General features: G+C 38.9%; 12 protein-coding genes. 4 read left to right on the top strand and 8 right to left on the bottom strand.

Annotated elements, in window-relative coordinates:
- On the top strand, positions 1-1,524 hold a 1,524-nt coding region (locus AC4MRQ_RS03365), incomplete at its 5' end, for a TldD/PmbA family protein (protein ID WP_491196230.1).
- A gap of 25 nt (positions 1,525-1,549) precedes the next feature.
- Entirely contained in the window at positions 1,550-2,869 is a 1,320-nt protein-coding gene (locus AC4MRQ_RS03360) for a TldD/PmbA family protein (protein WP_491196229.1), read from the top strand.
- A 67-nt stretch (positions 2,870-2,936) separates the two neighbouring features.
- On the opposite strand, the gene AC4MRQ_RS03355 is transcribed toward AC4MRQ_RS03360, so the two are convergent.
- From AC4MRQ_RS03355 to AC4MRQ_RS03330, 6 genes are read right to left on the bottom strand one after another with little or no spacing between them, the layout of a single operon-like run.
- Positions 2,937-3,824, bottom strand: a complete 888-nt coding sequence (locus AC4MRQ_RS03355; RefSeq protein WP_491196228.1) for a flavin reductase family protein — start codon at positions 3,822-3,824, stop codon at positions 2,937-2,939.
- A 6-nt stretch (positions 3,825-3,830) separates the two neighbouring features.
- Complete coding sequence (gene fahA / locus AC4MRQ_RS03350) at positions 3,831-5,093, bottom strand: fumarylacetoacetase (RefSeq protein WP_491196227.1); 1,263 nt, start codon at positions 5,091-5,093, stop codon at positions 3,831-3,833.
- 48 nt (positions 5,094-5,141) lie between these two features.
- Positions 5,142-6,245: a 4-hydroxyphenylpyruvate dioxygenase gene (gene hppD / locus AC4MRQ_RS03345; RefSeq protein WP_491196226.1), complete on the bottom strand. Its 1,104-nt coding sequence runs from the start codon at positions 6,243-6,245 to the stop codon at positions 5,142-5,144.
- Between the two features lie 9 nt (positions 6,246-6,254).
- A complete protein-coding gene (locus tag AC4MRQ_RS03340) occupies positions 6,255-7,412 on the bottom strand; it encodes a homogentisate 1,2-dioxygenase (RefSeq protein ID WP_491196225.1) in 1,158 nt (385 codons plus the stop codon).
- A 20-nt stretch (positions 7,413-7,432) separates the two neighbouring features.
- Positions 7,433-8,089, bottom strand: coding sequence for a CoA transferase subunit B (locus AC4MRQ_RS03335; RefSeq protein WP_491196224.1), 657 nt, complete (start codon positions 8,087-8,089; stop codon positions 7,433-7,435).
- A gap of 2 nt (positions 8,090-8,091) precedes the next feature.
- Positions 8,092-8,790, bottom strand: coding sequence for a CoA transferase subunit A (locus AC4MRQ_RS03330; protein WP_491196223.1), 699 nt, complete (start codon positions 8,788-8,790; stop codon positions 8,092-8,094).
- A gap of 407 nt (positions 8,791-9,197) precedes the next feature.
- Here AC4MRQ_RS03330 and trhO point away from each other — a divergent pair, with 407 nt between their 5' ends.
- Together trhO and AC4MRQ_RS03320 are read left to right on the top strand one after the other, a co-directional pair.
- Positions 9,198-10,232 carry an oxygen-dependent tRNA uridine(34) hydroxylase TrhO gene (gene trhO / locus AC4MRQ_RS03325; protein WP_491196222.1) on the top strand — a complete coding sequence of 345 codons (1,035 nt, stop codon included), beginning with the start codon at positions 9,198-9,200 and terminating at the stop codon, positions 10,230-10,232.
- 64 nt (positions 10,233-10,296) lie between these two features.
- Positions 10,297-11,058, top strand: coding sequence for an exodeoxyribonuclease III (locus AC4MRQ_RS03320; RefSeq protein WP_491196221.1), 762 nt, complete (start codon positions 10,297-10,299; stop codon positions 11,056-11,058).
- A 63-nt stretch (positions 11,059-11,121) separates the two neighbouring features.
- On the opposite strand, the gene AC4MRQ_RS03315 is transcribed toward AC4MRQ_RS03320, so the two are convergent.
- Both AC4MRQ_RS03315 and AC4MRQ_RS03310 read right to left on the bottom strand, forming a co-directional pair.
- The gene (locus AC4MRQ_RS03315) at positions 11,122-11,529 is read right to left on the bottom strand and encodes an acyl-CoA thioesterase (protein ID WP_491196220.1); all 408 of its coding nucleotides are present in this window, start codon (positions 11,527-11,529) and stop codon (positions 11,122-11,124) included.
- A gap of 271 nt (positions 11,530-11,800) precedes the next feature.
- Positions 11,801-12,967, bottom strand: coding sequence for a M43 family zinc metalloprotease (locus AC4MRQ_RS03310; protein ID WP_491196219.1), 1,167 nt, complete (start codon positions 12,965-12,967; stop codon positions 11,801-11,803).
- Positions 12,968-13,002: the final 35 nt, after the last annotated feature.

Raw genomic sequence — 13,002 nt, 5'->3', positions numbered from 1 at the left:
ATAGATTTCTTGAAAGCCGGAGCCGTTACTGCTGTTGGCGCAGCTGTTCTCCCCCAGGTTCTTTCCGGTTGTACGACCGGTCCGGCAAAAATCGGAGGTGAAATGACTATTCATGATTATTTAGAACACTTTGGTGTTACAGAACAAATGATTCAGCAAATTATTGCTGAAGGATTATCTAAGGGTGGCGACTATTGCGATGTATTCTTCCAACATAGTATCGGTAACTATATAGGACTGGAAGATAATGCTGTTAATCGAGCTTATTCTGACATTAGTTTTGGTGTTGGTATCCGTGTGTTAAAAGGCGATCAAACAGGATATTCATTTAGTGAAGAGGTAAGTCTCGAAGCCATGAAATCGGCAGCTAAAACAGCAGCAAATATTGCTAACACAAGTTCGCATGTTGAACCTGTGGCTTTTGAATCGCCTAAACTTCCAAGCTATTACAAAATAAATACTCCTTGGGAAGAAGTATCGATTAATGAAAAGATTCCTTATCTGCAAAAAGTCAATGAAAAAGTATTTGCCTTAGACGGACGGGTTATTAAATCTAATGTATGGTTTAATGATGAAACATCTTACGTCCTCTTTGCAAATTCTGAAGGCCGGATGACCTGCGATTATCAGCCAATGGCACAGCTTTCGGTTAGTGTAACGGCAGAGCAGAATGGTCAGAAAGAACAAAATTATTTCGACTATTCAGGCCGAAGAGGTATTGAATTCTTCACGCCCGAAGCAATTAATACTTTAGCTACCGAAGCAGTTAAGCGAACTGTTTCGTTGTTTGATGCTGTAAAACCTAAAGCAGGTGAATTACCAGTTGTTTTAGCTGCAGGTAGCTCTGGAATTCTTCTTCATGAAGCCATTGGTCATGGTATGGAAGCAGACTTTAACCGCAAAGAGACTTCCATCTTCAGCGATAAGATTGGTAAAAAAGTAGCTAAAGACTTTGTATCCATTGTTGATGATGGAACGAATCCTAATATTCGCGGATCTTTAAATGTGGATGATGAAGGTAATGATACCGAAAAGACCTACATGGTAGCTGGTGGAACTATGGAGTCGTATTTACATGATCGTATCAGTGCCAGACATTATGGTATTAAACCAACCGGTAACGGTCGTCGTGAATCGTTCCGTCACATGCCAATGCCACGTATGCGCAACACATATATGGAAAATGGTCCGCATAAAAAAGACGAGATCATTGAAACAGTGAAATATGGTGTATATGCTGAGTCATTCTCCAATGGTCAGGTTATGATTGGTGCAGGTGATTTCACGTTCTACGTTAAGTCGGGTTACCTTATTGAAGATGGTAAACTAACACGTCCTATTAAAGACATCAACATTATTGGCAACGGCCCTAAAGTATTGGCCGATATTGAGATGGTGGCTGATGATCTGAAAATGGCCGAAGGAGGTTGGACCTGTGGTAAAAACGGACAAGGTGTGCCGGTATCGCAAGGTTTACCAACCGTTAAAGTTTCGAAAATCACCGTTGGTGGTGTTAATGCTTAATCAATAACCCGAAAAACAAACAACAATGAACAATAAAGAACGACAAGAACTGGCCATGTGGGCCGTTGAGTTCGCAAAAAAGAAAGGTGCTTCTGAAGTGGCAGCATCAATCAATAATTCGCGCTCGGTTGAGATCGAAGTGCGTGAGCAGAAGATTGAGAAGATTAAAGAATCAACAACCAATGGACTCAATCTGAATATCTATCGTGATCATAAATATTCAGGTCACTCAACCAATAACTTGAATAAAAAAGATCTGGAGAAATTCATCACCGAGGCTGTTGAAGCTACTAAATACCTTACAGCAGATGAATTCAGAGAATTACCTGATCCTTCACTTTATCCAACTGATCTCAAAAGAGATTTGAAACTTGAAGATAAATCATACACGAATGTTGCACCTGAGCAACGCGTTAAGATTGCCAAAGAGATTGAGCAAATAGCCCGATCAAAGAGCGATAAGATAATCTCGGCCACAGGTGGTTTTAGTGATGATTATTCAGAAAGCGTATTAGTGCACAGTAATGGCTTGGTTGCCGAGCGCGCTTCTACTTCATTTTGGGCAGGTGGCGAAGTAACTGTCAAAGATGGTGATGCCCGTCCGGAAGGCTATCACTGGGGTGGCAGTCGTTTCTTCAACACAATGCCAACACCTGAAGAACTTGGTTCCAAGGCTGCAGAGAACGCTATTCGCAAAATGGGGCAGACAAAAATTGCTTCAGGCAAATACGATATGTTGATTGAAAACCGCACTGCCGGACGTTTATTATACATGTTTGTTCGGCCAATGTCGGCCAGAGCCTTACAACAAAAAAGCTCTTACCTTGATGGCATGTTAGGCAAAGAAATAGCTTCGCCGGTATTAACGGTAATTGATGATCCACTCATCGAGGGAGGATTCGCATCGCGTTTATACGATGGACAGGGAATTGCTGCCAAAAAACGTATCATGATTGAAAAAGGTGTTCTGAAAGAGTATTACATTGATAATTATTACGGCAAAAAGTTAGGTATGACACCTAATGGTGGTTCAACCTCTAACGTACGTTTCGACCTTGGTACACGAGGTTTTGATGAGATTGTTAAAGATGTAAAATCAGGCATATTTGTAACCTCGTTTAACGGTGGTAATTCCAATGCTACAACAGGTGATTTCTCATTCGGCGTATCCGGCTTCCTGGTTGAAGGTGGTAAAATTGTAAAGCCGGTTAATGAAATGAATATCTCAGGCAATGCTAAAGAGTTCTGGAAAAAATTAACTGAGCTTGGAAACGATCCTTATAAATACTCAAGTCTATTGAGTCCAACCTTAATGTTCAAGGACATTGACTTTAGTGGATTATAGAATATTATTATCGGAATGAAAAACGGGGAAGCCAAATTGGCTTCCCCGTTTTTATAATAGCAATTCACTAATCTTCAATACAAACTGTTAATGCCTTCTCAAATTCGCCTTGCTTAATTAACTCCTTTGCATAAGCATGAACAGCCTTTCTTCTGGATTCAATACTTGAATAATTTGAAATAAGCTGTTTATAGGCCTCACTTGATTTCTCCTTCTCAAGTTGATCTTTATCAGGAAAACCAGGCAGATTAGCCAACAAGCCCAAGTCATTGCCAGTCAGCACATCACTTTGCCTAATATAATCCGGTAAGCGATCGTAGCCCATTGCCACTGTAGTACCCGGTTTTTCTACTTCAAAAACTGCATTTCCGTTAGCGCGGCAATAATAATCCTTACCCATGCGTCCTACCCAATCAGCTTTTTGTGGGTCTACTGCCCCGAATTCATCCAGAATATTTTCGTCCACATGAATTTTAAGTACCTCACAAATCACCATGTTACCTGCCCCTCCTTCAGAACCTGTCTCTATTACTTCAATAACTTTACACTCAAATTGTGCCGGTGACTCTTTCACTCGATATGGCTTTACAAGGTCGCTTTCGATTGGTGTAAAACCAGCTTTAATGAATTCGTTGACTCCTTTGGCAAATTCATTACTTGCCAAACTCACCTGATTCACCATCGGAAAATTAACCATATTGATCACCACTTCAGGCACTTCCTTAACATTCTGATAGCTATGTTTGGTTGTATTATCACGAACGCGACGAGAGGGAGAAAACACCATAATAGGTGGGTTAGCCCCAAAAGCATTGAAAAAGCTGAAAGGCGATAAGTTAGGATTTCCATCTTTATCAACTGTACTGGCAAATGCAATTGGCCGAGGTGCCACACACCCAGTCAGATAACCAAACAATTTCGAAACAGGGATTTCACCCGGAATTATTTCTTTCATACAATATTATTTAGTCGGTAAAATCTTGCAAACAGATTCGCCAAACCCAATTCGCAGCCCATCCTTTTCACCATAAGCTCGCATGATAACCGTATCCATATCATTGATGAATTTACGTTCACTACCATCATTTAACTTCAAAGGTTTAGTCCCTCTCCAGGTAAGTTCGAGCATCGATCCAAATGAATTTTCTTCCGAGCCACTAATGGTACCCGAAGCATACATATCACCCACATTAATATTGCAACCATTAACTGTTTGATGAGCCAATTGCTGACTAATGTTCCAATACAAATATTTATGGTTTGACTGACAAATTAAGTTCTCCTCCCCTCCTTCGGGTTGAATCAATACTTCCAGACTTATGTCAAAACTTCTCTTGCCATTACTCTTTAAATAAGGAAGCACCTCAGGATTCTGTTCTGGTGATTCCGTTCTGAATGTATCGAGTGCATCAAGCGTGACAATCCATGGTGACACCACAGACCCAAAGCTCTTACCAAGGAAGGGCCCTAAAGGTACATATTCCCAGCCTTGAATATCGCGTGCCGACAGATCGTTAAATATCAGCATGCCAAAAATATAATCTTCAGCATTCTCAATACTTACACATTCACCAAGTTCTGTTTTTTTACCACAAACAAAAGCCATCTCCAACTCAAAATCCATGAGTTTGGAAGCTCCAAAAACAGGCACATCCTGTTCAGGTGGTTTCATCTGTCCCTTAGGGCGATGAATATCGGTTCCGCTCACCACAATGGATGAACTGCGGCCATGGTAACCTACTGGTAGATGTTTCCAGTTAGGCATCAAGGCATTTTCCTTTCCTCGAAACATGATACCAACATTGGTTGCATGCTCAATACTTGAGTAAAAATCTGTATAATCTCCTACTTCAACAGGTAACAAAGTATCAACTTCAGAAATATCAAATAGCACCTTGGATCGATGACCCGTGTTCTTTGCCAATTCATTGTTTTTCTCATCAAAAAGTTCGATTAAAACCTTCCGAACACTTTGCCATACAGGTTTACCAAGTTCGATGAAGCGGTTTAATGAGGAAGTATTAAATACATTCTCAGCCACTTCGATGATTGATTGTAAATAGCCAAGCTCGTATAAGGCGGCCAGGTTAATGACTGTATCGCCAATTCTTGTGGCCACCACAACTTCCTTATTTGGTAAACGAACGATTCCGAAAGGAATATTCTGTATAGGAAAATCACTTCTGGCATCAACTGTTAGCCATGATTTTTGGTTTATATTCATTCTTAAAACCTTACTTGTTTATATTTCAATAATTTATTGAAGAAAAGGTTATAAAGTACCTCTTCTTTCCTGCTCTAATTCAATGGATTCAAACAAAGCTTTAAAATTTCCTTTTCCAAATGAAGTAGCCCCCTTGCGTTGAATAATCTCATAGAATACAGTCGGACGATCTTCAACCGGCTTAGTGAATATCTGCAGCAAATAGCCCTCATCATCTCTGTCAACCAGAATTCGTAACTCCATTAATGCGGCTACTTCTTCATCAATTTCTCCAACACGATTTAGAAGATTCTCATAATAGGTATCCGGAATTGTCAAAAACTCGACTCCCCGACTACGCAATTCTCTCACTGTTTTAATGATATCATCAGTTGCCATCGCCACATGCTGTACGCCTGGTCCCTTATAGAAATCAAGATATTCTTCTATCTGCGACTTTTTCTTTCCTTCAGCCGGTTCGTTAATAGGAAACTTAATACGACCATTACCATTTGACATCACTTTACTCATCAATGCAGAGTATTCGGTTGAGATGTCTTTATCATCAAACGAAATTATTTGCTTAAATCCCATTACTTCAGAATAGAATTTAGCCCATACATTCATCTCATTCCACCCAACATTACCCACCATGTGATCGACATATTTCAGGCCTACTGTTGATGGCTGATAATCTGGCTTCCATTCAACAAAACCAGGCAGAAATACACCTGAATACTTGCTACGATCAACAAACAAATGAACCGTTTCGCCATAGGTATGGATGCCAGAAATACATACTTCTCCTTTTTCATCTGATATTGTCCCAGGTGCTTTCCAGGCTTTAGCGCCTCGTGCGGTTGTTTCCTTGTATGACTTAACTGCATCTGGTACCCATAGAGCAATAAACTTAACGCCATCTCCATGTATACGAATATGCTCTGCTATTTCAGAATCTGGGGTAAGAGGTGTTGTAAAAACAAAGGTAATTTTATCCTGACGAAGAACATAGGATGTTTTATCTCTGTTTCCGGTTTCTAATCCACTATAAGCCAATGGTTGAAAACCAAAAGCAGTTTGATAATAATGGGCTGCCTGCTTTGCATTTCCTACGTAAAACTCCACAAAATCAGTTCCATCAATTGGGAGAAAATCTGTTGATTGAGTACTCATATTTTAGATTTAAGTTAACCATGATTTAAAATAATCCTTGTCTTCTAATTCAAGGGCTTGTTTGGTAATTTTCAGCGGCTTAAAAGTATCCACCATAACAGCCAGCTCTTTTGTTTCTTTGGCACCGATACTTTTCTCAACAGTACCAGGGTGCGGGCCATGAGGAATACCTGTTGGATGTAGAGTAATCTGTCCCATGTTAACCGATTTGCGGCTCATAAAATCGCCATCCACATAATACAACATCTCGTCAGAATCAACATTACTGTGGTTGTATGGCGCCGGAATCGAATCCGGATGATAATCATACAAACGGGGAACAAATGCACATACGACAAAATTATGCGCTTCAAAACTTTGATGAACCGGTGGTGGCTGATGAACACGCCCTGTAATTGGTTCAAAATCATGAATAGAAAATACGTATGGATAATGGTATCCATCCCAACCAATTAAGTCAAACGGGTGAGAAGCCATATGGTATGGAAATATGGTATGATCACGTTTGACTAAAACTTTAAAATCACCTTTTTCATCGTGTGTTTCCAGGTTAATTGGAGGTTTAATATCACGCTCACAATATGGGGCATGCTCCAATAACTGTCCCATACTATTAATATATCGCTTAGGATAACGAACAGGACTATACGATTCGATGATAAAAAACCGATTATCCTCCTGATCCAAATCTACCTGGTAAGCTGTTCCACGCGGGATAACCACATGATCTCCATATTTAAAAGGAAGGTGACCATAAATAGTTTTCACCACACCTGTTCCTTTATGAATAAAAATGATCTCATCAGCTTGTGAGTTCTTAAAAAAGTAATCACTCATACTTTTGCGAGGTGCTGCAAAATAAAGACAGACATCATTATTAAACAAAACAGGTACACGACTTTTTAAGTAATCATCTTCAGCCGGCACATCGAAGCCTTTAAAACTCCTGTGCTGCATATTTTTATCAATGGCTGCTTCCGGTGCAACTGAATAGGGCTCTTCCACATCCAACACCAGGGTTGGCGGGAAACAATGATAAGCCAGTGTTGACACATCCGAAAATCCCTCCGTCGAGATTAATTGTTCGGAATACAAATCACCATTGGGCTTACGAAACACTGTATGTCGCTTTGGTGGTATTTCACCTAATTTGTGGTAATGGGGCATTATCTGTTGTTTTTTAGGGGTTATAAATTCATTTCAGGTATTTCTCCTTCTACAATTAGATTTCCTTCGGTAGCTTTGACAATCTCTTCAACGCTAACACCCGGGGCTCTTTCTTTCAAAACAAAGCCTTTATCAGACACTTCCAAAAAGGCTAGATCAGTAACAATTTTTTTAATGCATCGGGTACCTGTTAAAGGCAAGGTACATTGCTTTAATAATTTTGATTCACCAGCTCTGTTGGTATGTTGCATGGCTACAATAATATTTTCAGCAGCAGCCACCAGGTCCATAGCTCCACCCATTCCTTTAATCATCTTTCCAGGAATTTTCCAGCTGGCAATATCTCCTTTTTCTGATACCTCAAAAGCACCCAAAACTGTCAGGTTGATATGCCCACCTCGTATCATCGCAAAACTCATTGACGAATCAAAAAATGAGCCGTCTGGCAAAACGGTGACAGTTTGCTTACCGGCGTTGATTAAATCTGCATCAACAGTTTCTGCTGTCGGAAAAGGTCCCATACCCAACAGTCCGTTTTCAGAATGTAAGGTCACATGGATATCATCGGGGATATAATTAGCAATTAATGTAGGTATACCAATTCCGAGATTGATGTAATAGCCATCTTTTACTTCGAGGGCAATTCGTTGCGCTATTTGTTCTTTATTTAAAGCCATAATCAGATTTGGTTGGATAAGGTTAATCGTTCAATCCGTTTTTCATAGTTAGTACCCTGGAAAATATGCTGTACAAATATTCCGGGTATATGAATCTGGTTCGGGTTTAATTGCCCGACCGGAACTATTTCTTCAACCTCTGCTATGGTTATTTTTCCTGCCATGGCCATGCCCGTATTAAAATTTTGCGCTGTGTCCTTAAAAACCAAATTACCAGCTGCATCGCCTTTCCAGGCCTTAACCAAAGAAACATCGGCAGTTAAACCATGTTCCAGAATGTAAGTTCGACCGTTAAACTCTTTTGTTTCTTTGCCGATTGCCACTTCAGTACCTACTCCAGTAGCCACGTAAAAACCAGGAATACCAGCACCTCCGGCTCTAATACGTTCAGCTAATGTGCCTTGCGGGACAAATTCCATTTCCACTTCACCCTTGAGCAGCATTTCTTCAAACTCTTTGTTTTCACCAACGTAGGACGCCAATATTTTCTTTATTTGACGCTTGGTCAGCCATTTGCCCAAACCAAAATTGTCAATACCAATATTGTTTGAGATGACCGTGAGATTCTTGATGTCTGATCCGGCAATTTCATTAATCATATTCTCCGGAATCCCACATAAACCAAAGCCTCCTGCCATGATAGTCATCCCACTTTCAATAAGATGAATTAAATCTTTAGAACTGTTTACCTGTTTCAGCATTCTTGAATATTTATTGAGGGTTACATTTAATTTTTCAATCACCAAAAAGCAATTCAATCTTGATTATTCAACTCACTACCAACAAAATGCTTTACCTGCATAAATCTTGTGTAATTACAAACTCATATCTCAGATTTGTTTATCTTTTTATCCTAATTCAACAAAATAAAGTCAGCAATGTTTTATCAACTTACAATTTTAAACTAGCAACAGCTACCATCATTATATCTTAAAAATCTACTAAACTGACCCTTACAAGAATAAACCACAATTCACCCTGAACATCTTCTAAAAAGTTGATTACAATTTGTTACCAGATCAAATTTTATTACCTATTAAGATTTTGACATCTTTTTATTCTTATTGAGTGAGATTTAATATTTTTGCATCAAAATAAAAAGAGAACAATGGATCCCAATAGCAGTAAGAAACACCTTATCAACCGCTTAAGCCCTGAAGAATTAAAAGAGCGTTTGGCTAAAGAGACTTTTAAACGAACAACAGTTTCATTTTATCGCTATGTGATTATTGATAATCCGGCTGAAATGCGTGACAAGTTGTACTCCATATGGAATAAACTGCAATGTTACGGACGCATTTATATTGCTCAGGAAGGCATTAATGCACAAATGAGCGTCCCAAACCATTGTTGGCAGGATTTTAAAAAAGATCTTGACTCCATTATAGAATTTAAAGACATGCCCTTCAAAATTGCTGTTGAAGATGATGGTAAGTCATTCTTAAAGCTTCAGATTAAAGTACGAAAGCAGATTGTCGCTGATGGACTTCAACCAGAAGAATACGATGTGACCAATGTCGGTAAACACCTTTCGGCCAGCGAATGGAATAAAGCCATAGAACAGGGTGCAATTCTTGTTGATATGCGTAATCATTACGAAAGTGAAATTGGCCGATTCGAAGGTGCAATTCTTCCTGATGCCGAAACTTTTAAAGAAGAATTACCCGAAGTGGTCGATAGGCTTAAAGGTAAAGAATACGAAAAAATCCTGTTGTATTGCACAGGTGGAGTACGCTGTGAAAAAACAAGTGCCTACCTCAAGCATCACGGCTTTTCAGATGTTAACCAGCTATTAGGAGGTATCATCGATTATAGCCGTCAAGTTGAATCTGAGAACCTTGAAAATAAATTTATTGGTAAGAACTTTGTGTTTGACAATCGCCTGGGCGAACGCATAAGCGATGACATTATCAGCCATTGCCATCAATGTGGCTCACCTTGTGACGCCCATGTCAACTGCGCCAATAAGAAATGTAACCTCTTGTTTATTCAATGCGAGAGTTGTAGATCAAAATATGATGCCTGCTGTGGCGCCGATTGCCAAAGTTATTTGCTAGCTTCTCCTGATAAAAAACTTGAATTGGAACAAAAACTGGTATTTAAAAGAGGTAAGCGATTTCATAAACCTCATAAATCGGCCTGATATCTTTTATTTTGAAGCTAAAAGCAGAATCGTTAATTTGCACTTTAACAACTAGAAATTACTTATGAAGATAATATCATGGAATGTGAATGGCCTAAGGGCTGTCATGAAGAAAGACTTTTCTGAGTCCTTTAAAGAAATGAATGCTGATATATTGTGTTTGCAGGAAACAAAAGCTCAAGATGATCAGGTAATAGAGGCCTTAACCGATTTTTCAGATTACCACATAGTTTCAAACTCAGCGGTTAAAAAAGGCTATGCCGGTACAGCTATCATTAGTAAAGAAAAGCCGCTGAACATTACCAAAGACATGGGTATTGAAGAACACGATCAGGAAGGAAGAGTGCTTTGTGCAGAGTACGAAGAGTTTTTCCTTGTAACTGTTTATGTACCTAACTCGGGAAGTGAATTAAAGCGTTTATCGTATCGCCAAAGCTGGGATAAAGATTTCTTCGATTACCTGAAGAAATTGGAAGAAACAAAGCCGGTATTGGTTTGTGGTGATTTTAACGTGGCACATACTGAGATTGATTTAGCACGACCAAAACCCAATTATAACAAGTCGGCTGGTTATATGCAGGAGGAAATTGACGGTATGGACCGCTTTACACAAGGTGGATTAAAGGATACCTTCCGCCATTTTCACCCTGGGGTAAAAGATAAATACTCGTGGTGGAGTTACCGGGCCGGTGCGCGTGGCAAGAATGTAGGCTGGAGAATCGACTATTTCTTAGCCTCTGAAAGCTTTTTACCTCAATTGAAAGATGCATTTATCCTCAATGAGGTTATGGGCTCTGATCATTGCCCTGTCGGAATCGAATTATAATTAATACACTACTTGATAAAAAATTGTGATGACATCTTTTGATACCTCAAAGATGTCATTTTTTTACTGGTCAGCTTTTGACAAAGCATCTGCCAATTCATTACATACCGCCAATTTGCCATCTATTAAAGTAGTTGTGGTAACAATGCCTTTAAGGCATATTTTTTCATCAGGCAAGCGGTAAATATCCTGGTAGAACATGTATTTAATATCTTTATGCTCAACACGTGTTCGAACTACAAAACGATCATTACTCTTCAAAGGTGTTTTATAGGATAGATCAATACGCGCTACCACCGCAACAATATTTCTTTCATATAACTCTTTAAAATTCACCCCAAGCGAATCAAGAAATTCATGGCGTGTATGTTCCAGGTAGTTTTGATATACTGAGTTATTAACGATCCCTTGCAGATCACATTCATAGTCGCGTACTTTAAACTCTAATTCGTATTGATAGTCTTGAGCCATTGTTTATGTTTTAACACACGAAAGTAGAAATAAAAAAGGTGGCTAAAAAGCCACCTTCCATCAATCATCTCAGAAAATTCTAAACCTCTAGTCCTATGATTAATGTGTGGCAATTATTATGCACGTTTGCATCAGAATTACCACGGACAGATGATTTGGGTTAGGTTACAGTGTATCATTCGACTTAATTTTTTAAAGAACAGAGCCTGCCTTTGCAGGCTCCATTCAGATATAAATCCAAATCACACACTAAGATTATCAATATTTTAATTCACTTGATGATAACTTTCTTTGTTACAAAATACCCACGATGACTTACCTTTAAAAAGTATATACCCGGAGTGTTATAATTTAAGGGTTCATTCTTTGATTCTGTTAGTTTATTTCCTAACAGGTCAAATAACTCAGCCTTATAATTAATAATACCTGAAATATTAATTTGTCCATCTGTTGGATTTGGGTATATCTTTAGATTTTCTTCCAATTCATCTTTGATTCCAACATAAACTTCATCATAGATGCCTGTGAATTTAAGGTTGTTATCCGACCATAAATCCCTCCGATACCGATGTGCCAACCAATAACGCATTACTTCTGCCTGGCCTTTGGTAAACATAGATGTACACCCGGAATAATCCATGAAATTTTCGGTATTCACCAATCCGTCCTGGCATAAATTGCCTTTTTTACACTTCCATGTATAACAGCGGGTTTCCGGGGTATCTTCTACTCCATCATCACCACATTGCGTGTATGAAGAACCAAATGTATGACTCAGCCCCAGATAATGTCCTACTTCATGGGTCAACACATCATCACTTGAAGAATCAGTACCTCCACCTAAATATTTGTAATTATAAGTTGGTCCGGCCATTTTACCTCCATTGTCAGTTTCAGGCAAATAACACCACCCAGTGCCATTATTATCGCTGTTAACATTATAGGTCACCCAAACCTGTAAATAACGTTGTTTACCATTGTAGTCACTACCTGTGTTCCAATTAATAGCCTTTTTTAATGTCTGATTGCTTCCCGGATTATCTCCCTTAAAGTTCTTGCTATGATAGGTTACTCCTTCGATTTCATTACCATATGGGTCTTTTTTTGCCAAATGAAAAACAATCTTACAATCAGCAATTTTATTAACAAACGTTGATTGCACGTTTTCAATATCTCGATGTAGACCACTAAAATTAACATTCAGTAGCTCAACCACACGTTTAGCTTTCTCAACAGATAATCGTTTTTCCGGATCTGAAGGATCAAAAACATGAAATACGATAGGAATATGATATGTTTTATCCGAATATGAAGCTTTTAATTGGTTATATTCTACGATACTTACCTCATTTGTACTGCATATAACATGAGGTTCAATATCCTGTGCCAAACAATTTAAATAAAACACGATAAATAATAAACTTACAATAACCCTCATAACCGCCATTTAATAACATTAAAAGAGTTAGAAGC

The sequence above is a fragment of the Carboxylicivirga sp. genome, from assembly GCF_982718395.1.
Note: the sequence above shows the minus strand (reverse complement) of the source record. Positions and strands in the feature narration are given on the sequence as shown.